Here is a 21393-nt window from a genome sequence, read left to right as displayed (position 1 = left end):
GTTAGTCTGAATTCAAACCATTGGCGTGTTTGTCAAGAGCGATTGCGGCAGCTTACCACCACATTTAGATCTTAGAGCTACTTTTGGGCTTTTGTTTTCATAGAATTTTTGACACTACCTTATGAAATTAGTATTTTGCTTTCACATTATTGATATCAAAAGTTTGCGGTTTTATCATCGTATTTCGATTCCTTGAATGCTTCATGATGGATGCGCTAGAGGTACTAGGATTATCGGCTAGCCAGATAGAATGTCCCAACTCGTGCACAAAAGTACTTTGTACAAAATTCAAAAAATTCTTTGCATCAGCCGAAATCGTTCTTGAGTTTAATTCAATCCGAAAACTTTTCAAATTTTTCCCTGAGTAGGTAGCATAATTTCTTCCATAATCAGTGTAACTATACTGTGCAGCCGTTATCGTATTAGAAGAACTGCTACTCTTATTAAACTTTATTTTTGCACCGGCATTATTCCAGCTGGAAACTGCTGCATTCATCGGAATTTGCCATCTATCATTATAACTGTAAGTTTTAATAGGAATTGTTTTGGACGGCCATCCATAACCAAGGTATGTTGCAGCATAAATTGTTCCACTACTTACCATAAGCAATACCAGCAAGACTGTAAGACTTGTTATAAATTTTCTTGCCATGGAAATACCCCCATTTAAATTGTTTTTTACAATTTTGTTCAATCCACGATGCAAATACATTAGACTTAACAAATCACCTCCCCCAATAACAAAATCACAAATACGACTTTTTCCAACATCCATTGACGTTATTTCTGTCAGTTAAACTAGGGGCAAAAAGCTTACTTCCATTAAATGTTTAATCAAGCTGTATAATCATTATATGAAAAAAGAAAAAAAAAAGTCAACCTAATAGTTGAATAGTTCAGAAATTTATTACGATTTATCATTTATTACAATATTATTCGTTATAATCAGTGGGGGTTTGTCCAATCCCCACTGATTGAAGGGGATCAAAAGAAGGTCGCAACATCCTGTTGCGACGCCTTTGTGACCTGCATCCTATAGGAGTGCACGTCGGGGATTTGACTTTCAGTTGATTCTCCACTTACAATTCTTATTTCTCCTCGAATTTTTGAAGTGGGAGTTTTCCGTGTGGTTTCTCTTATCACACACAATTCGGGCATTTTCCATAAATTTCAAATTTATGGTCTTCTACTTCAAATCCTTTTAAATCAGGCGTGACAAATTTCATCGGGCAGGCTTCAATCGCTTCTGTCCTTCCACACTTCATACAAATAAAATGATGATGATGATCATGCACGGCACAAGTAAAGCGGAAATGCTTTTCCCCATTTAAATCCGTTGATTCCAAAATGCCCAATTGATGAAACAAGGAAAGATTTCGATAAATTGTGTCAAAACTTAAGCCCGGAAAATCCGGATGCATATGGGAGAGCACATCCCTTGCGGTTAAATATTTATTCCGATTGGCAAATATGCTAAGCATTTGTTCTCGTTTGTCCGTTACCTTGTACCCTTCATCTTTAATAATTTGAATAGCTTCCGAAACATTCATTGACTTTCACCTCTCTGCTTCCCTATTATACCTTTTGCACGCATGCGTTTAAATAGAATGACAAAAAGTAGAATGAAAATCGACAAAACAACGATTGTTCCACCAGGGGCTAAATCAAGATAGTACGCACTAATCAATCCTCCAATAACGGAAATCTCGCCAAGAAGGATGGATAACCCAATCGTTTGCTTAAATCCTCTTGCAATCCGCATACTTGCCGCGACAGGTAAAGTCATCAACGCCGAAACAAGTAAAATGCCAACAATCCGCATCGAGGCAGCAATCACAAGAGCCGTCATTAGCATAAACAGAAAATGTATCACTCTAGCAGGAATCCCCGATACTTTCGCATGCTCTTCATCAAACGATAAGAGAAATAATTCTTTATAAAGAAAAATAATTAGGGCACCTACAAAAATCGTAATGGCTAAAATAAGATATAAATCCGTTCTTGAAACTGCACTGACACTTCCAAATAAATAACTAAATAAGTCTGTGTTAAACCCATCCGCCAGCGAAATGAAAATGACACTGACCCCAATTCCGCCTGACATTATGATCGGGATAGCCAGCTCCTGATAATGCTTATAAACCAAGCGAAGTCGTTCAATCAAAAGAGATCCGAGTACAGAAAAACCTAATCCAAAATATAAGGGGTTCAGTCCTGCAAAAGCGCTCCATTGTTTACTAAAAAATAAGCTTGTGGCGATTCCTGCTAATGTGACATGACTTAATGCATCTGCAATTAACGATAGTCTTCTTACGACAATAAAAGTACCTAATAGAGGGGCAATTAAACCAATTAAAAGACCTGTTATCAACGTATTTCGCAAAAATTCATAATGAAATATCGCCTCAATCAAACGATCACACCCTCTTGCTCATTAGAATGGTCATGAGATAATAGATGGACATCATGCTGATAGATCGCTGACAAATCATCTGCGTTAAATTTTTCGAAATCGCTCACATCCCCATGGAAATGCAGCGTTTTATTTAAACAGGCAACATGAGTGACTTTATTCGTCATGGTCCCGATATCATGAGTGACTAAAATCAAGGTAATCCCTTGTTCTAGATTTAATTGTACTAACATATCATAAAACGAACGAACGTTTTTCTCATCCACCCCAACTGTTGGTTCATCAAGAATAAGAATATCAGGTTTTGAGACAATGGCTCGAGCAATAAAAACACGTTGCTGCTGTCCCCCTGATAAATCACCAATATTTCTGTGTACAAATTTTCCCATCCCAACAGCATCGATCGTCTTCATAATCATTTGTTTATGCTGATCATTTAAAAAACGAAATAATCCTAGTTTCCCTGTTAATCCACTTGCAACCACTTCAAATACAGTAGCTGGAAAACCACTGTTAAATGAGTTGGCTTTCTGGGAGACAAAACCGATTCGATTCCAATCTTTAAATTTGGATAATGATTCTCCAAACAGACGTATTTCCCCTGCTTGCGGTTTTAATAATCCAAGCATTAATTTCAACAAGGTTGATTTCCCTGATCCATTTGGGCCAACCAACCCTAAAAAAGCCCCTTTTTGAATAGATAGATTAATATGTTCCAGCACCAGTTCCCGTTCATAGCGAAAACTTACATCTTTTATCTCAATCATCTTTTCACACATTATTGAACATCCTTTTCCAATAAGAATCGTTCCGATTTAATACATACGAATTATACACCATCTTATCTCCTTTGTAAATAAGAAGCGAGGATCCTTTTGCGACCTTTCCGTGATCTGAAAGCTCCTTGGGACTGATTCTTAGTTACCCCGTTATTTCGGGCACGGCCGACGCTTTCGCTGTGACCTGTTTGGACTTTTCTCGCGTTTTCGGGCACGGCCAACGCTTTCGCTGTGACCTGTTTGGATTTTTCTCGCGTTTTCGGGCACGGCCGACGCTTTCGCTGTGACCTGTTCGGACTTTTCTCGCGTTTTTGGGCACGGCCAACGCCTTCGCTGTGACCTGTTCGGACTTTTCTCGCGTTTTCGGGCACGGCCAACGCCTTCGCTGTGACCTGTTTGGACTTTTCTCGCGTTTTTGGGCACGGCCAACGCTTTCGCTGTGACCTGTTTGGACTTTCTCGTGTTTTTGGGCACGGCCAACGCCTTCGCTGTGACCTGTTTGGGTTTTTCTCATGTTTTCGGGCACGGCCGACGCCTTCGCTGTGACCTGTTTGGGTTTTTCTCGCGTTTTCGGGCACGGCCAACGCCTTCGCTGTGACCTGTTCGGACTTTTCTCGCGTTTTTGGGCACGGCCAACGCCTTCGCTGTGACCTGTTCGGACTTTTCTCGCGTTTTCGGGCACGGCCAACGCTTTCGCTGTGACCTGTTTGGACTTTTCTCGTCATTTCGGGCACGGCCAACGCCTTCGCTGTGACCTGTTTGGGTTTTTCTCGCGTTTTCGGGCACGGCCGACGCTTTCGCTGTGACCTCTTTGGACTTTTCTCGCGTTTTTGGGCACGGCTCATTAACCAGACCCACTTAAGTCAGGAACAACTTTCCCCTTTTTATGAACGTTTGCCTGCTTATAGGCATACATTTTTAATTGGGGAGTGATAAAGGATGAAAATGATTAAAAATATGGTCAATTATAAGGTGAATTTGATTACGGGTGAGGAATTATTGAAATATGCAAAGCAATTCAATTTCCATGTTTCAAAAGAAGAGGCAGACAAGGTTGCCGCCTATTTAAGAGGAAAAAACTTAGATATTTTCGATGACCGGACTCGGGCACAGATCATTCGAGAAGTAGCCAAAATTTCAGGTCCGAAAACAGCCAAAGAATTAAATAAACTATTTATTCAATTTACAAAATAAGAAAAGCACAAGCGCCTTGTTCAGCCCCGACAAGCAAATGTTCCTGAACCTAGGAAGGTGACCTTTCCCTTCATAGGTTCAGGGTTATTTGACCTCGAGGGGCTAGGCGCTGGAGCTAGATCCAGCATTAGCCTAAATTTATGCTTTCCTTATAAGAAAAGCCCAAGCTCCTTTAAATAGGAAGAACGGCTAAGGGGGCGACGACAATCGTAACGCCGATGGACTCGCATCCTGCGAGCCTCTCGGGGATAGGCGCTGAAGCTAGAACTAGCACCAGCCAAATTTTGTATTTTCTTATCTTATAACGAAAAGGGAGACATATCCTCTGCGAAGGAGTCTCCCTTTATTTTATTCGTAAAAACTATGCCCCGATTATTTGTTCTTGCAAATGCTCATTAAATTCGCCCTTTTTGATCATGTCAATTTCATGCTTATAGGGAGCCTTTTTATTTTTCTTATCTGTTCCAACATAAGGGGTTTCCAAAATTTTAGGAATCTGCTCAAATTGTGGATGCTTAACAATGTAATGAAGCGCATCAAAGCCAATATGACCAAAGCCAATATTTTCATGACGGTCTTTTCGAGCGCCACGCACATTCTTGCTATCATTAATATGGAGAACTTTAATCCGCTCTAATCCTACGATCTGATCAAACTCTTCTAACACGCCATCAAAATCATCCGCAACATTATATCCTGCATCATGTGTATGGCATGTATCAAAACATACGGAAAGTTTATCATTTAAATGCACACCATCAATAATCTTTGCTAATTCATCAAATGAGCGGCCACATTCTGATCCTTTTCCAGCCATCGTTTCAAGCGCGATTTGCACCTGCTGGTCAGCCGTTAATACCTCATTTAGACCTTCAATGATCTTTTGGATCCCTTTCTCTGCCCCTTCTCCCACATGAGCTCCTGGATGTAAGACAATTTGTTTGGCGCCAATCGCTTCTGTTCTTTCTATTTCTGAACGGAGAAAATTAACACCTAGCTCAAAGGTTGCCGGATTGACGGTATTGCCAATATTGATGATATAGGGAGCATGAACAATCAATTCCTCAATCCCATTTTCTTTCATATGGGCTTGTCCCGCTTCAATATTTAAATCCTCAATCTTCTTTCTTCTCGTATTTTGTGGAGCTCCGGTATAAATCATGAACGTATTAGCTCCATAGGAAACAGCTTCTTCACTTGACGCAAGTAACATTTTTTTACCACTCATGGATACGTGTGATCCAATTTTCAACATACTCCACTCCCCCTATATTTTAACTCTTTTTTCGATTTTTGCTTTTCTCTCGTCTAACCATCTGTTCTCTTTGTTTTTGTATTTTCTTTTTATACCCAGGTTTGACCTGTTTTGGTTTTCTTACAAGCTGCCTTGCTTTTTGCTCTGCCTCAGAAGCAGTTTTCGGACGTTTTTTTCTTCGATTACGATCAGTACTTTCTACCCAATTACCACGTTCGAAATCTAAATAGGTAAAGGAAATCCCCATTTTTTCTAATTTTACTAAAGCATCTTCATCACTTGGTTGATAGATGGTGACAGATATTCCCTTATTCCCCGCTCTTGCTGTGCGTCCTGCACGATGAATATAAAAGTCAAGGTCCTTCGGTAACTCATAGTTAATAATATGACTGACACCTTGAATATCAATTCCGCGTGCTGCTAAGTCAGTCGCGACAATATATTGATAATCGAGATGACGAATTTGTTTCATCACTCTTTTCCGTTCACGTGGACGAATATCCCCATGAATCCTCCCAACTTTCATCCCCCGTTCAATGAGTTGGTCTGCCACATGATCGGCCATCTGCTTAGTATTGACAAAAACGATGGCCAAATAAGGATTATAAGATTGAAGCATATCATGAATGAGTGCGATCTTTTCACGACTTTTAAGGGGAACTAAAATATGTTCAATATTTTCAGCCGCTTGTTTTTCAGGATTCACTTGTTCAAATTTAGGATTTTCCATGTATTTTTTTAAAAATGGCTTGATTTTTTCAGGAATTGTCGCTGAGAAAACAAGCATTTGCAAATCTTCCGGCATTCTACCAGCGACTTGATCTACATCATGTAAAAAGCCCATATCTAACATAAGATCGGCCTCATCTACAACTAAAATTCTAGCCTTATGAACAAATAAAGCCTGCTCCCGGATCAGATCATTGATCCGACCTGGTGTTCCAACAATGATGTGAGGCTGTACTCGCAGTTTTTCTACATCCCTCTGTTTATCAGTGCCACCAATAAAACGTTTAGCTGAAATGGACTTCGTTTCATCATATTGTAATAAGTTTAAAATCTCTTGATATATTTGATCTGCTAACTCCCTTGTTGGTACAGTTATCATCGCTTGGACATGTTTTTCTTCAGGATCGACTAACTGCATAATCGGCAAAAGATACGCATGTGTTTTTCCTGTACCGGTTTGGGACTGACCAATCGCACTATGACCCTGTAAAATCAAAGGGATCATTTTTTGTTGAATTTCGGTCGGCTGCCGAAAGCCCATCTGTTCAATCGCATGCGATATAAACGGATGGAATTGAAACTGGTTGAAATTATGCATGACTTTTTCACTTCCTTTAAAAAGGATCATCTCAAATAGTTAATTATATATGATAAAGCTTAGATCTACAAATATACTTGCCATTTTACGTTATGAAAAATATCATTCAACTGATATGACGATTATCCAAACTTTCCCTAGATTTTTGCATAAATTAGGTGTAGGAAGGAGGTCATTTAATTGGCATTACGTAATCCAGGTCCTATGATGCCGCAAAGAATGGGATGGCCAGCACGTAATATCGGCCAATCAGGACTGTTTGGTCCAGGCCCTAGGGGGACGCCATCTTTCGGACAACAACCGAACCTACCAGCGAATAGAGGGTTATTGGCACGATTATTCTCAAGACAGGCTGCTCCTGAAGCCGCATCCATGTTCGCAAGAGGCGGAGGAACTCAACCATCTTTTCTTCAGGGAATTACAAATCCGCAAACCATCGGTAACTTTTTAGGAAAAACGCAGAATGTTTTAAATACAGCACAACAAATCGGACCACTTATACAGCAATATGGACCAATAGTGAAAAATCTTCCAGCCATGTGGAAAATCTATCAAGGATTAACTTCTTCATCAGGGGATGAGGAATCCAAAAGTACTTCAACATCTACTGAAGAACAATCGCTGGAGGATATACTGGATGAAAAGACGGAGGAGCAGGAAACGGAGAAAAATAGGAAAGTAGAAACGAAAAAAAATAAAGAGACAGGGACAGTCCCCCGTACGAAGGAACGGAAGAGGGGGGAATCTGTACCAAAACTGTATATTCCCTGATAAGAAAAGCGCAAGGCGCCCGCCTATCGGCGACAAGCAAATGTTCTGAGACAAGAAAAGTCCGGTCTTGACTTTTATTGTCTCAGGTTATTTGACCTCGAGCCGATGGCGCCTAGAGCTAGATCCAAACATTAGCCAATTTTTATACTTTCCTATCCCGTAAGAAAAGCGCAAGCGCCTTGTTCAGCCCCGACAAGCAAATGTTCCTGAACCTAGGAAGGGCGATCTTTCCCTTCCTAGGTTCAGGGTTATTTGACCTCGAGGGGCTAGGCGCTGGAGCGAGATCCAGCATTAGCCTAAATTTATACCTTCTCACCTGATGAGAAAAGCGCAAGGCGCCCGTTTAATGGATGAACGGCTAAGTTCGCGCCGTCCTGGCGCAACGCCGTTCTGACCCACATCCTGTGGGCCTAACGGCTAAGGGCGCGACGACAATCGCAACGCCGTTCTGACCTATATCCTGTTAGCCTCCTGTGTTTGGCTTTTTTATTATTGTCCTTTATAATAGAGTTGAAGTTCAATAGATTACAGGCTAAAGCCTCTAGTCAGGAGGATTTGGATGAAAGTTATTAAAATTGCCCCGCGTGGTTACTGTTATGGTGTTGTAGATGCGATGGTCATTGCTCGAAATGCGGCTTTAGATAAAACTTTACCCCGTCCCATATATATATTAGGGATGATCGTTCATAATAAACATGTTACGGATGCATTCGAGGAAGACGGCATCATTACATTAGATGGGCCGAATCGAAAAGAGATTCTTGAAAAAGTGAAGAGCGGAACCGTTATTTTCACAGCCCATGGCGTTTCACCCGAAGTTCGTGAACTGGCTAAGAAAAAAGGGCTGACAACGATTGATGCCACCTGTCCTGATGTCACTGTCACCCATGATTTAATTAAAGAAAAAGAAAAACAAGGCTATGATGTCATTTATATTGGCAAGAAAGGGCATCCCGAGCCTGAAGGGGCTGTCGGTGTTGCTCCCCATATTGTTCATCTTGTTGAAACGGTAGAGGATGTTTCAACATTAAATATCGAAAATGATAAAATCATCGTCACCAACCAAACGACGATGAGTCAATGGGATGTTCAGCTTATCATGGATAAAGTGAAAGAAAAGTATCCTCGAGTGGAACGACATAAAGAAATTTGCTTGGCAACCCAAGTTAGACAGGAAGCCGTTGCCGATCAAGCGGGTGAAGCAGATGTGTTAATTGTGGTTGGGGATCCAAAAAGCAATAACTCCAATCGCTTAGCACAAGTATCGAAGGAAATCGCAGGAACTCTTGCCTATCGGGTCTCAGATGTTTCTGAAATTCAAATGGAATGGCTTATGAAGGCGGAAACTGTTGCTGTCACAGCTGGGGCTTCCACACCAACGCCAATTGTTCGAGAAGTAATTAAATTCTTGGAACAATTCGATCCTGCTGATGAAGCAACATGGAAATGCGAACACAAAGTACCATTAAACAAAATTTTACCGAAAATAACGAAGACGTCTCTTACAACAAGATAGGAAGGAAAAAACACAAAATTTCACTGGTAAATTTTGTGTTTTTTATCGTTCTAGATCCTATAAAAATTTAAAAGGATTGGTGTCACTTTCTGATGGAAAAACATGAACAGCAAGATTCTTGCTTTTACATAAATGTTGTAGGCGCTCGGCCACGCCTTTTTTCATGATTTTTTCGACAGTATGGCCAGGATCAACTATATTTAAGCCCATATTCATGGCGTCATGAGCCGTATGGTAATAAAAGTCGCCCGTGACATAGACATCTGCTCCTTTGAATTTCGCATGGGAGAAGTATTTATTTCCGTCCCCGCCTAATACAGCCACTTTTTTTACCTTATCTTCTAGATTTCCAACCACACGTACTCCTGGTGAATCTAACACCTCTTTTGTAAACAAGGCAAACTCCTGAAGCGACATCTCCTCCTTCAGTTGACCGATTCTTCCAAGGCCAAGTTCCTCTCCTTTTAAAGCAAGATCGTAGAGATCATAGGCTGGTTCTTCATAAGGATGTGCCTTCAACATAGCGGAGATCATTTTATTTTCGAATTCTACTGGATAAACAGTCTCTATTCTAACTTCTTGAACCCTTTCTAATTTTCCATGCTCCCCAATATGTGGGTTCGTTCCCTCACCAGGTAAGAAACAGCCTGTCCCTTCTGTTGAAAATGAACAATGGCTATACTCACCAATCGCTCCAGCCCCAGCTTCTCCTAAGACGGCTCTCACTTGCTCCGCCTGTTCAACCGGAACATAGACAACCAATTTTCTTAGTTTTTGTTCATATGTTGGAACAAGCACAGATGTATTTTCTAGCTGTAAGGCTTGAGCGAGCATATCATTGACTCCACCCTTGGCAATATCAAGATTTGTATGGGCGGCATACACAGTAATATCATGCTTAAGTAGTTTTTCCACTATTCTCCCTTGCGGCTGATCTGTCTGAATCTTTTTCATTGGTCTGAAGATCATCGGATGATGGGCAATAATCAAATCTACCTCTTTTTCAATTGCCTCATCGACGACATTTTCGAGCACATCAAGAGCAATCATAATATTATTCACGGATTTTTGAAAAGAACCAACCTGTAAACCGATTGGATCCCCTTCAAATGCATATTTCTTCGGTGAAAATTCTTCAAACAACTGAATAATTTGACTTCCATTCACTTGCTTCACGATAATTCCTCCCTCACCATCTCAATTTTCTGCCGTAATGCTTCTTTTTTTGCTCGAGTTGCTTCCTTATTTTCCGCTTTATTTAACTCCTGTAAAATCTTTTCCCATATTTGCAATTCTGCACGCCATTTTTCCCTAAAGTTCTTCTCTTTATTTTTTAATAAAAATGGACCTAGAAGGAGCTCCTTCGTTATATCTGTATAAGGAAGGGCGGGATTTCCTTGTTCCGCTACAAGGATTTCATAATATTTTTCATCCTCTTCTATTAGCCGTTCATCAATAAGCTGCCAATTTTGCTCATAGAGCCATTTGCGCACTTTCTCGGCTGCTATATTGGGTTGGAGGATTAAACGGCTTACAGAGGAAAGCTTGTGCTTCCCGGCCGTCAAAATTTCTGTCATCAGAGCTCCCCCCATTCCGGCAATAATCACACAGTCCACTTTATCAGACAAATGGAGAACGGCTAAACCATCACCTTTTCGGACATCAATTTTGTCCGCTAACTTTGCCGCCTTTACTTGCTTACGAGCAGACTGATAAGGTCCCGCTGCCACTTCTCCCGCAATGGCAGAACATGCCAACCCTTTTCTCACAGCATAGCAAGGCAAATAAGCATGATCCGAACCGATATCAGCAATATTCATTCCTGGTTCAATAAAAGAAACAACCGTTTCCAATCTTTTCGATAGTTTTTCGCTATTCATTCCATCACCCTATTATAAAGATCAAAGGCTAAATTCGCGACATCAATCGCCACGCCTTTGTAACGTGCGTCCTGCAGGCCTAAAGTTAAAAGAGTTCTTTGCCAAATGCAAAGAACCCTTCTCCATTTATTATTTTAAATTTGCGACCCATTCAGCCATTTCATCAATATTATCTGGTTCTACCAATCCAGGTGGCATTGCGCCTTTACCATTTTGTAAAATATCGGCAACTTCTTCTTTGCTAAGACCTGTTCCATGAAGGGAAGGACCGGCACCACCGTCTAGATTTTCACCATGACAGGTTATACACGTTTTTTTAGCAAATGCTTCAGGTTCAAAAGTGACCTCTTCTCCGCCACCTTCTCCTTCGGCTTCATTCGCAATTTCTTTAGCATCCCCAATCCCTTTTATCCCGAGAAAAAACATGAGTACAAGTCCCAATGCAAAAATTAAAAAATAGGGAACGAGTGGATTTCGTTTCACTATCTTAACCTCCTTGTAAAATCACTATGTATATAATAACAATTATGCTTCAAACATCTATATTTTACTCGAAATGTGTAAAAAGTAAAAGCTTTAATATGAAATGTCATGCTTTATTCATGAATTAGTCAAAAACGGATGCTCAAATAACAATGAATACGATGAGTAGTACTATAGCCAATAAGCCTGTAATACTAAAGAAAAGCTGCTTTCCTATCATACCCGCCACTACCCAAATGAAACAATTGATGAGTAGAAGCCAATATAAACTGATCGATGCATGATCAAAAAAGGCATCATTGATTTGAACGGTGTATAAAAGGAATAGAAAAGCAGCTGTCATGTAAACAGACATGGCATTGATCTTGTTCTGCCGAAAATAAAACCATATAATAAAAAGGAGGACGACAAAAGTTGACAGGAATAGCGTTTGCATTCCGAATGAAATAGCTGTAATATATGTTATTACAGCCATCACTGCTATCATGATCAAAAGCAGCAAATAAAAAAGGAGTTCGAATTGAAATTTCTTTTTGTTTCTGTATTTCTTTTTTTGTTGTTTCTTTTCATCTCCTTCCGTATAAAGCGCAATGAGATAATCACAGTAATGTTCGGGAAGCATTTTATGCTCTTTCCAAAAATAAAATTCGTTTAACAGGATGTTTTTTTTCTCATCCTTCAATGGTAGCCGCCGCCTCACTTTTATTTTTGCATTTAAAAAAAGAAAAGCTTACTTCCGAAAACAGAAGTAAACCATTAGTAATCGGGATTATTCTAAAAAGTCTTTGAGCCGCTTACTTCTACTAGGGTGTCGTAGTTTCCTAAGAGCTTTTGCTTCAATTTGTCTAATACGCTCTCTCGTTACTCCAAATACTTTTCCGACTTCTTCGAGTGTGCGTGTGCGACCATCATCCAGGCCAAAACGAAGCCTAAGCACATTTTCTTCTCGATCTGTCAATGTGTCAAGTACATCTTCTAATTGCTCCTTTAAAAGTTCATACGCGGCATGCTCTGATGGAGATGTAGCTTCCTGATCTTCAATAAAATCACCTAAATGGGAATCATCCTCTTCCCCAATCGGTGTTTCTAAAGAAACAGGTTCTTGTGCGATTTTCAGGATTTCACGAACTTTATCCGGTGTCATATCCATTTCTTCTGCGATTTCTTCTGGTGTAGGTTCACGACCCAAATCTTGGAGTAATTGGCGTTGTACCCGAATAAGTTTATTAATCGTTTCAACCATATGGACAGGAATCCGAATTGTTCTTGCCTGGTCAGCAATAGCTCTCGTAATCGCTTGGCGAATCCACCAGGTTGCATACGTACTGAATTTAAAACCTTTATCATAATCAAATTTTTCGACCGCTTTGATTAGCCCCATATTCCCCTCCTGGATCAAATCGAGAAATAACATTCCACGGCCAACATAGCGTTTCGCAATACTGACAACAAGCCGTAAATTTGCTTCAGCTAATCGTTTCTTTGCTTCCTCATCACCCTGTTCAATCCGTTTAGCCAGTTCTACTTCTTCTTCGGCTGATAGAAGGTCTACACGCCCAATTTCTTTAAGGTACATTCTTACTGGGTCATTAATTTTTACACCGGGAGGGACACTTAAATCATTTAAATCAAATTCTTCCTCGTCTTCTTTTTGGATATCACTCACATTCGGATCTGCGTCCTCATCTGAATCTTCCAGCAATTCTACCCCTTGGTCCGTCAAATGCTCATAGAATTCATCTAATTGATCAGAGTCCAACTCAAAATGACCTAGTTTTTCTCCAATCTTTTCGTATGTTAAGGTTCCAACTTTTTTCCCTTGCTCAATTAATTGTTCTTTTGCTTGGTCTACGGTGAGTTCAAGATCAGTCTCATTGGAACGAGCTGATTTTTCAGCCATGGATTTTCCTCCTTCCAACATTGGGCCAACACGGTGTTGGCCATCACTTAAGCGTGGTGTGATGGTCATGAAACACGCGCTTATAGTGGTAACAAACATCCACTGCATAAAATCATAAAGAGCGGCGTAGCTCTACTATTTCTTTAGCCAATTCTATTGCCTTTGCAAATTCTTTTTTTCGTTCAGCCGCTTTTTGTTCTGCCTGCTTTTCTTTTATCTTTAACAATTTCGGATATTTCAACACATGACACACATAATCATGTAATTCTTTCTCACTATATTCATAATCAACCGTCAACATTTCTATTTCAGAAACAATTTTCCGTAACTTGCGATCCGGCAGATAGTTCATAAATAAACCAGGATCTGGGGTATGTCCTTCTTCATAGTAGCCGAGCAGGTATGTCACAATCGCTTGATGCTCGTCATAATGGAATGTACCTTCCCCCATCATTTCCATGATTCGGTAAACTAATTCCTTATGTTGCATCATTTTCGCAATTAGTTGTCGTTCGGCCACTGCGATTGCCGGTAAAGGCTGTCTGTGAACCTCTGTCCTAGACGTCGTTTCCTTTACCCTCTCCTGAGCTTGTCCTCCATTCATCTTACTAACTTTCGTTTGAGTCAGCTCATTTAATTGCATCAACAAGGCTTCAAGGGATAAAGAAAATTCCTCAGATAGCTGTCTTAAATACATTTCACGTTCTACAGGATTCCCAAGCTTGCCTATTTCTATAATAGCTTTTTCGACAAAGTCCAACCTATCTCCTTCATTTTGAAGATTTTTTCCTCTTCGAAAATAAAATAGCTTAAACGCCATCCAAGTTTGGGCGTTCCCTATTACATCATCACGAAATTTCTCAGCTCCATATTGATGGATGTAGTCATCAGGGTCAAGTTGATTTGGCAGTATCGCTACTGTAACAGTCATACCCTGTTTTTCAAGCAAGGAACCAGATTTAAAAGCTGATTCAACCCCCGCATCATCAGAATCCAGACAAAGAATGACGTTATTGGACAATCTTTTTAACAACTGAATATGTTGTTCAGTCAAGGCTGTACCCATCAGGGCTACCCCATTTGAAACTCCTGCTCGATCAGCAGAAATCACATCGGCAAAACCTTCAAATAATACGGTAAACCCGAGTTTACGTATATGTCTTCTCGCATGATGGTAATTGTACAGTAGTGAACTTTTGTGAAAAAGCACCGTTTCTGGAGTATTTAAATACTTCGGTTGATCTTCAGGTGTAATGGCTCTTGCAGAAAATGCCACAATTTTACCTTGTTCATTCAGTAATGGAAACATAAGCCTATTTCGAAAACGATCAATAAAAGCTTGATCTTTACTCCGCCGGGTTAATAACCCCGCTTTTTCCATTACCTCCAATGAAAACCCATGTTTGTCTAAATAATTGACAGCAAAATCCCATTCAGGTAAAGAATAACCTATATTAAATTTTTCGATGCTTTCTTTTGTAAAACCTCTTTCAAGTAAATATTTAAGAGCATCGGCACCTTCATTGGTGTTTAAGAGTAAATGATGGTAAAATTTGGTTAATAATTCATGCGCCTTGATCATTTCTGCTTGGTCAGGGGGTAATCTGCTTTCCTTATGCTTAAATGTATCGGGATCTATTTGAAGTTCTACATTTCCTTTAGTGGCGATTTTTTCGGCCGCTTCCTGAAATGATATTCCTTCCATTTCCATTATAAAAGAAAAGGCATTTCCTCCCATTCCACAACCAAAGCAATGAAAAATTTGCTTTTCTTGTGAAACAGAAAATGACGGAGTGTTTTCCCCATGAAAAGGGCAAAGGCCAAAAAAATTACGACCTTGTTTTTTAAGCTGAACATATTCACTGACAATATCAACGATATCTACCGATTGTTTTATCTCAGCAATCTTATCCTCAGGAATTCTTGCCACAAAAAACATCTCCATCTATCCAAAAAGTTTTGAACATCCTGCTTGAAGAGAAGTGCATTTATTTTAATTCGACGCAAATCTTGAATCTCCTTCAAAATTCGACAACAATTCGCAAAGACTTGTCACGAACCTGTGTCGATCATCTTCAGTAAATGTCCTAGGTCCCTTTCCGTAATTTCCTTTTCTTCTTTCTAAGGCGGATAAATAACGAAACTCGAGCGCCGTTTCAATCGATTCCTTTTGATAGATTTTCCCGCGTGGAGATAGCACATGAACATTCTTTGCCATGACAAGGCTGGCCAATCCGATATCCTGTGTAATGAGAATATTATTCGGGAGAATATGATTGACGATATAAAGATCTGCAGAATCTCTCCCTGGGTCTACAAAAATCCAATGATCTTTATCCATTATATCCGCCGGTTTATGATCATATGAAGCGACAAAATAAACCTGCCAACCATAATGATCCGCCACATTTTTTATTTCTGTCTTAACGGGGCAAGCATCTGCATCAACAAATATACGTTTATTATCTATAATTCTACATCACTCCAGTGATTCCTTCTTATAAAGCAAACTATTTAAGGAAAATTGTCGTTTTACCCCGTTACAGTTCATTCTTAGTTGTCCTTAGTGTAATCCCAAAAGTTTAGCTCTAAACCTTTTTTATATATTTATTAGAAACACAAATTAAGATTATAGCTTATTTCTTTTTATTTTTCCACGATTTTATTTTGATTATGAAAGAAATATTGAAGCTATTTTGTATGATTCATATATCGAATGATTAAATTGGCTGTTTCCTCTACTGCTTTATTCGTTACATCTATAATCGTGCACCCGATTTTTTTGGAAATAAGATCAAAATACTTTAATTCCTTTTTGATTCTTTCGATATTTGCGTAACTCGCATTATCGTCTAATCCTAGTGAAAGTAATCTTTCTCTTCTAATATGATTGAGTTTTTCAGGGCTTATTTTTAAGCCAATACATCTTTTTGGATCAACTGTAAATAACTCTTTTGGAGGATCTACCTCAGGAAGAACTGGAACATTGGCTACCTTAATACTCTTTAAAGCTAAATGTTGGGATAAGGGGGTTTTGGAGGTCCTTGAAACCCCAATTAAAATAATATCTGCTCTTAATAGACCACGAGGGTCTCTTCCATCATCATATTTAACGGCAAATTCAATTGCTTCAATGCGTTTAAAATAATCTTTATCTAACTTCCTTACTAATCCAGGTTCATTCAATGGGGCCCTTTCAAATTTCTTTTCAAAGTTATCCATTAAGGGGCCCATTATATCAATTCCATTAATTTGATGCATGTGGGTCATCTTTTTCATATATTCTCTAATTTCGGGTTTGATTAATGTAAAGACAATCATACCTTGATCTTTAATGGCGCTTGCGATAATTTGATCAATAGCTTTCATATCCTCGATATATGGATAGCGTTTTATTAAGGCATTGGAACCATTAAACTGTCTTAATGCTGCAATGGTCACAAGTTCAGCGGTTTCCCCTACAGAATCTGATACAACATAGATAATAGGTTCAGTCATGCCAATCACATCCTTTTTGAAAGGCTATCACATTTTCCGATGATAGCCTTTTGTTCCATTTCACTATTTGACAATGATTTTATTCATATTCGCAAAGTTAGTAATTAATTTAGCCAAATGCTTCATTTGCGCCAAGCGATTCCGTTTGATCTCCACATTCTCTGTCATCACCATTGTATGGTCAAAATACGTGGAAATAAACGGTTGTAGGGATGCGAGTGATTGATAACGGGCAAGGGCAGATGGATCCTGTTCAAACAGTTTCTCTACTCTTTGCCATTGCTCATACAATTGCTGTTCAAATTCGTTTTCAAATAGATCCCGGTTCACCCGATCGGTTTGTTCCGCTTTACTCGCAATATTTATAACTCTAGCCAGCGACTCAATCACGTTTTTGAAATTCACATCGTTCTTATTATCATCAAGAACTTCAGCCCGTTGGACAATCTCTGGAATACTACTCAATTCGCTATCTAATACAGCTTCCACAAGATCATAGCGAATTCCTTTCTCTTCTAATAAATAATTTAGTCTTAATCTAAAAAATTTCTCAAGTTGTTCATAAAGTTCCTCATTTTTCTCTTGATGATTCACCTTTATCGCTATTTTCAAAACTGTCGACAAAGGTAAATGCCATTTTTCTTCATGTAATATTTTGATAATCCCTGCTGCCTGTCGCCTTAGGGCGTAAGGGTCTTGTGAACCTGTAGGAATTAAACCGATCGAAAACGAAGAAACGATGGAATCAAGTTTATCGGCAACACTGATAACAGCACCAATCATAGATCGAGGAGTAGGATCTTCTGGATGAATGGGCTGATAATGCTCTTTAATCGCTTGGGCAACCTCCATTTTTTCCCCTTGAAGCAACGCATATTTCTCTCCCATAATGCCCTGCAATTCTGGAAATTCGTCCACCATATTCGTGACCAAATCAAACTTACAAATTTCTGCCGCTCTATGAATGGAGGCTTTCTTCTCAGCAGAAACCTCTAATACATTCGCGATTTCTTGCGCTATTGTTTGGATCCTTAACACTTTTTCTGATAAAGTTCCTAATTTTTCATGATAAATAATGCTGTTTAATTTCTCTAACGCTTGCACTATAGTCATCTTTTGGTCTTCATGATAAAAGAAATTCGCATCCTGCAAGCGTGCATGCAACACTTTCTCATTACCTCTTATCACGGTTTCTAACTGGCGATGATCCCCATTTCTTACTCCAATAAAATAAGGTAAAAGCTCACCATTTTGATCCTCAACAGGGAAATACCGTTGATGCTCCTTCATAGAAGTAATTAATACCTCTTTCGGCAATTCTAGAAAGCTCGCTTGGAAAGAACCATGGAAAACAGTCGGATATTCAACCAGATTGGTTACCTCTTCTAATAAATCGAAATCCATCGGAATGACCCATTGATGTTCTTCGCCCAGCTTTGTAATTTGTTCTTCAATTGCCGCTTTTCTTTCTTCATAATCTGCGATCACATATTGACTGAGTAAAACTTTTTCATACTCAGTAGCCGAAGTTAAAGCTATATTCTGTCCTAGAAAACGATGGCCCTTTGTCATATTTCCTGCCGCTATATTTCCCACAGAAAAGGGGATCTCATTTTTCCCAAATAAGGCAACGATCCATCTAATTGGTCGTATATAACGTAGCTCTAAGCTCCCCCAATGCATACTGTTTTGGAAATGAAGAGACGTAATAATCGCTCCTAGTTCTGTTAAAATACTTTCGGTTTCTTGCCCCTTTTCAAATTTTCTTATATAGGCATATTCGATCCCTTTTATTTCTTTAAAGAAGATATCTTCTACTGTTACGCCTTGTGATTTCGAAAATCCGATCGCTGCTTTGGACCAATTTCCATCCGCATCGATCGCAATTTTTCTTGTAGGCCCTTTTACCTCTAATTCTGTATCTTTTTGTGATTCCGCCACATTTGAAACAAGAATAGCTAATCTTCGTGGGGTCGAAAAAACTTGAACTTTGCCAAAATCCACTTTTCTTTCTAATAGCCAATCTGTTGTTTTTTTCTTTAATTGCTCGACAGCATCCAATACAAATCTGGCTGGTACTTCTTCAAGGCCGATTTCTAGTAATAAATCCCGATTATTCATGGCTGGCCTCCTCCTTTTGTTGTAAAATAGGAAAGCCAAGCTTTTCTCTTTCCTCATAAAAGGTTTTAGCAACTTGTCTCGCCATACTTCTCATTCTTCCGATATAAGCGGTTCTTTCTGTCACAGAGATAGCCCCTTTTGCATCAAGCAAATTAAACACATGCGAGCATTTCAATATATAGTCATAAGCTGGATGAACAAGACCATATTCCATTTGTTTTTTGGCTTCCTCTTCATATGTGTTAAATAAATCCAATAACATTTTTTGATTCGATGTTTCAAAAGCATATTTAGAGTGCTCGAATTCCGGCTGATAAAAAATATCTCGAATCGTAAAACCTTCTGTCCATTCTAGATCAAACACATTTTCCTTATCTTGAATATAGGAGGCTAGTCTTTCAATTCCATAGGTTAATTCCACTGAAACTGGTTTGCACTCCAAGCCCCCCACTTGTTGAAAGTAAGTAAATTGTGTGACTTCCATTCCATCCAGCCAAACTTCCCAACCAAGACCTGCACAACCAAGTGACGGGTTTTCCCAGTTATCTTCCACAAAACGAATATCATGTTCCAAGGGATCAATCCCTAATGCCTTTAAAGAATCCAAATACATTTCTTGGATATTGTCTGGCGATGGTTTCATAATTACTTGAAACTGATGATGTTGATACAATCGATTTGGATTTTCTCCATAACGTCCATCGGCTGGTCTTCTGGATGGTTCGACATAGGCTACATTCCATGGTTCAGGTCCAATCGCACGTAAAAAAGTATACGGACTCATCGTTCCTGCCCCCTTTTCTACATCATAGGCCTGCATAAGAATGCAACCATAATCTGACCAATGCTTTTGAAGGGTCAGAATCATTTGTTGAATATTCATTACTTTTCATCCTCCATTTGAAATAACGTAAAAACTCCCATCTCTATGCATGAAAGCATAGGGACGAGAGTTTACCCGCGGTTCCACCCTATTTGCTACCATTCGTAGCCATCTTTTTTCACGTTTACTGTTCCGGAATGCCATTCACAGACCATTCATCCCCGGCTTTCACTATCCCGGGCTCGCTGAAATGAAATATTTTCTGCTACTCTTTTCCTTCTTCACAGCATGCAACATTTTTTCTTATAAAAAGAAAATAGCCGAAAGTTGAATAAAAGTCAATTATTAACATCAAATTGACTTTTCCAGTTTCCTAATTGGTCCAAAAATCGTTTGGTCTTTAGTTTTAAACCAGAATATTCATCATAATAAGTTGAAATCACATCACGAAGTTGCTTTTTTGTTTCCTCTTTTACTGAAATAGACCCTAATCTGTGGATATCAAAAAAATAAAATAATCTCAGTAATTTTATCGTATTTTGGGAGACAGGAAAAAAATGAGGATCTTTATGAAAACATTCTTGACAAATCAATCCATTTTCCTTTATTGAAAATCCAAATCGGGATTCTGTGTTCCCACAAAAAACACATTGATTCATTTCAGGATATAAACCAAACACATTCAGCATTTTCATCTCAAATAGATTCGTTATAATATCAGGATCATATCCCTCATTTATATAATGCAATGTTTGGTAAAGCAGTTCAAATAAAAACGGATTAATCTCTTTTTCCTCTGTCCCTTTATCAAGTAAATCGACAATATAAGAGGAATAGGCAGTCTTAAAAATATCTTCCCTAATATATCGGAATGATGAGATCATTTCCCCTTGCTGAATCGTCCCTAATCCTTTTGTTCCACTTATAACAAAATATCCGTATGTAAAGAGCTGGGAAACGCTAGCCAGCCGATTATTCGGTTTTTTAGCTCCTCTGGCCATGCCAGCAATTTTCCCAGCTTCCCGGCTATAGATTGTTACAATTTTATTGGATTCACCATAATCTGTCGTTCTAATTACGATGCCTTCATATTTGTTTACCATATTTTTTATCCCCTTTCACTGCGATCACAGTCCCGGGATAATTCACACGTTTAAGTCACTTGTGTGCAGTCTGATTCGTCCGTGTTTTCTCCATGCGGCAGAATATTCAAATGCTCTTCCTTTTCAAGTTCTTTTAGAAGCAGGTACGTATTGACATTGCCTGTTTCTTTAAAAACTTTCCATGTAAATTCATACATTAAAATTCCCGCCTTTCCAAGTGATTAATAATTTCGCTTGTACCGGTCTTTCAAATGAAAGGATGAGCGAATATACCTTTATTTTGTCATGCTCTTTCTCCACCATACGGCGTAAAATTTGTCAAAGTGCCTA

Annotated in this window: 21 protein-coding genes and 1 other annotated feature; of the genes, 3 read left to right on the top strand and 18 right to left on the bottom strand. The window is 39.2% G+C overall.

Translation table 11 applies throughout. The features are described 5' to 3' along the window. Positions 1 to 127: 127 nt before the first annotated feature. The 4 genes from MUB24_RS13355 to MUB24_RS13340 form a co-directional block, all read right to left on the bottom strand. Positions 128 to 775 carry a zinc metalloprotease gene (locus MUB24_RS13355; RefSeq protein WP_244704852.1) on the bottom strand — a complete coding sequence of 216 codons (648 nt, stop codon included), beginning with the start codon at positions 773 to 775 and terminating at the stop codon, positions 128 to 130. A gap of 364 nt (positions 776 to 1139) precedes the next feature. After that, on the bottom strand, positions 1140 to 1550 hold the full coding sequence (locus tag MUB24_RS13350; RefSeq protein WP_244704849.1) for a Fur family transcriptional regulator: 411 nt from the start codon (positions 1548 to 1550) through the stop codon (positions 1140 to 1142). Further along, positions 1547 to 2413 carry a metal ABC transporter permease gene (locus MUB24_RS13345; protein ID WP_244704847.1) on the bottom strand — a complete coding sequence of 289 codons (867 nt, stop codon included), beginning with the start codon at positions 2411 to 2413 and terminating at the stop codon, positions 1547 to 1549. Before MUB24_RS13345 ends, MUB24_RS13350 begins: the two co-directional genes overlap by 4 nt. Beyond that, complete coding sequence (locus MUB24_RS13340; protein ID WP_244704843.1) at positions 2410 to 3192, bottom strand: metal ABC transporter ATP-binding protein; 783 nt, start codon at positions 3190 to 3192, stop codon at positions 2410 to 2412. The genes MUB24_RS13345 and MUB24_RS13340 overlap by 4 nt, the downstream gene beginning before the upstream one ends. Positions 3193 to 4131: 939 nt before the next feature. On the opposite strand from MUB24_RS13340, the gene MUB24_RS13335 reads away from it, so the two are divergent. Continuing rightward, the gene (locus MUB24_RS13335) at positions 4132 to 4386 is read left to right on the top strand and encodes a DUF2624 domain-containing protein (RefSeq protein ID WP_244704842.1); all 255 of its coding nucleotides are present in this window, start codon (positions 4132 to 4134) and stop codon (positions 4384 to 4386) included. A 361-nt stretch (positions 4387 to 4747) separates the two neighbouring features. Here MUB24_RS13335 and MUB24_RS13330 read toward each other — a convergent pair whose 3' ends face one another. Continuing rightward, positions 4748 to 5641: a deoxyribonuclease IV gene (locus MUB24_RS13330; RefSeq protein WP_244704840.1), complete on the bottom strand. Its 894-nt coding sequence runs from the start codon at positions 5639 to 5641 to the stop codon at positions 4748 to 4750. A gap of 19 nt (positions 5642 to 5660) precedes the next feature. Next, positions 5661 to 6968: a DEAD/DEAH box helicase gene (locus MUB24_RS13325; RefSeq protein WP_244704838.1), complete on the bottom strand. Its 1308-nt coding sequence runs from the start codon at positions 6966 to 6968 to the stop codon at positions 5661 to 5663. 180 nt (positions 6969 to 7148) lie between these two features. Between MUB24_RS13325 and MUB24_RS13320 the strand changes: the two genes are divergently transcribed. Further along, complete coding sequence (locus MUB24_RS13320) at positions 7149 to 7739, top strand: YqfQ family protein (RefSeq protein ID WP_244704837.1); 591 nt, start codon at positions 7149 to 7151, stop codon at positions 7737 to 7739. Positions 7740 to 8298: 559 nt separating this feature from the next. Next, entirely contained in the window at positions 8299 to 9255 is a 957-nt protein-coding gene (locus tag MUB24_RS13315) for a 4-hydroxy-3-methylbut-2-enyl diphosphate reductase (protein ID WP_244704835.1), read from the top strand. Between the two features lie 57 nt (positions 9256 to 9312). Here the strand turns inward: MUB24_RS13315 and MUB24_RS13310 are convergent, their stop codons facing one another. From MUB24_RS13310 to MUB24_RS13255, 12 genes are all read right to left on the bottom strand, one after another. Next, positions 9313 to 10434 (bottom strand): Nif3-like dinuclear metal center hexameric protein, encoded by a 1122-nt coding sequence (locus MUB24_RS13310; protein WP_244704861.1) that lies wholly within the window; start codon positions 10432 to 10434, stop codon positions 9313 to 9315. Then, complete coding sequence (locus MUB24_RS13305) at positions 10428 to 11135, bottom strand: tRNA (adenine(22)-N(1))-methyltransferase (RefSeq protein WP_244704833.1); 708 nt, start codon at positions 11133 to 11135, stop codon at positions 10428 to 10430. Before MUB24_RS13305 ends, MUB24_RS13310 begins: the two co-directional genes overlap by 7 nt. A 129-nt stretch (positions 11136 to 11264) precedes the next feature. Then, positions 11265 to 11618, bottom strand: a complete 354-nt coding sequence (gene cccA / locus MUB24_RS13300; protein WP_244704831.1) for a cytochrome c550 — start codon at positions 11616 to 11618, stop codon at positions 11265 to 11267. Positions 11619 to 11760: 142 nt separating this feature from the next. Further along, positions 11761 to 12300 (bottom strand): hypothetical protein, encoded by a 540-nt coding sequence (locus MUB24_RS13295; protein ID WP_244704829.1) that lies wholly within the window; start codon positions 12298 to 12300, stop codon positions 11761 to 11763. 87 nt (positions 12301 to 12387) lie between these two features. Continuing rightward, a complete protein-coding gene (gene rpoD, locus MUB24_RS13290; RefSeq protein WP_244704826.1) occupies positions 12388 to 13518 on the bottom strand; it encodes an RNA polymerase sigma factor RpoD in 1131 nt (376 codons plus the stop codon). A 112-nt stretch (positions 13519 to 13630) separates the two neighbouring features. Further along, on the bottom strand, positions 13631 to 15448 hold the full coding sequence (gene dnaG, locus MUB24_RS13285) for a DNA primase (RefSeq protein ID WP_244704824.1): 1818 nt from the start codon (positions 15446 to 15448) through the stop codon (positions 13631 to 13633). Positions 15449 to 15511: 63 nt separating this feature from the next. Then, positions 15512 to 15925, bottom strand: a complete 414-nt coding sequence (locus MUB24_RS13280) for a YaiI/YqxD family protein (protein ID WP_396426757.1) — start codon at positions 15923 to 15925, stop codon at positions 15512 to 15514. A gap of 284 nt (positions 15926 to 16209) precedes the next feature. Further along, positions 16210 to 17016 carry a pyruvate, water dikinase regulatory protein gene (locus tag MUB24_RS13275; RefSeq protein ID WP_244704823.1) on the bottom strand — a complete coding sequence of 269 codons (807 nt, stop codon included), beginning with the start codon at positions 17014 to 17016 and terminating at the stop codon, positions 16210 to 16212. 63 nt (positions 17017 to 17079) lie between these two features. Continuing rightward, positions 17080 to 19137 carry a glycine--tRNA ligase subunit beta gene (gene glyS / locus MUB24_RS13270; protein WP_244704821.1) on the bottom strand — a complete coding sequence of 686 codons (2058 nt, stop codon included), beginning with the start codon at positions 19135 to 19137 and terminating at the stop codon, positions 17080 to 17082. Continuing rightward, positions 19130 to 20020 carry a glycine--tRNA ligase subunit alpha gene (glyQ, locus tag MUB24_RS13265; RefSeq protein WP_244704819.1) on the bottom strand — a complete coding sequence of 297 codons (891 nt, stop codon included), beginning with the start codon at positions 20018 to 20020 and terminating at the stop codon, positions 19130 to 19132. Before glyQ ends, glyS begins: the two co-directional genes overlap by 8 nt. Positions 20021 to 20076: 56 nt before the next feature. Then, positions 20077 to 20251: a binding site (T-box leader), on the bottom strand. Between the two features lie 47 nt (positions 20252 to 20298). Beyond that, positions 20299 to 21063, bottom strand: coding sequence for a DNA repair protein RecO (gene recO / locus MUB24_RS13260; RefSeq protein ID WP_244704817.1), 765 nt, complete (start codon positions 21061 to 21063; stop codon positions 20299 to 20301). Positions 21064 to 21113: 50 nt separating this feature from the next. Further along, complete coding sequence (locus MUB24_RS13255) at positions 21114 to 21260, bottom strand: YqzL family protein (RefSeq protein ID WP_244704814.1); 147 nt, start codon at positions 21258 to 21260, stop codon at positions 21114 to 21116. Between the last annotated feature and the right edge of the window lie 133 nt (positions 21261 to 21393).

Source organism: Lederbergia sp. NSJ-179, from assembly GCF_022867885.1.
Taxonomy (GTDB): Bacteria; Bacillota; Bacilli; order Bacillales; family Bacillaceae_C; genus Lederbergia.
Note: the sequence above shows the minus strand (reverse complement) of the source record. Positions and strands in the feature narration are given on the sequence as shown.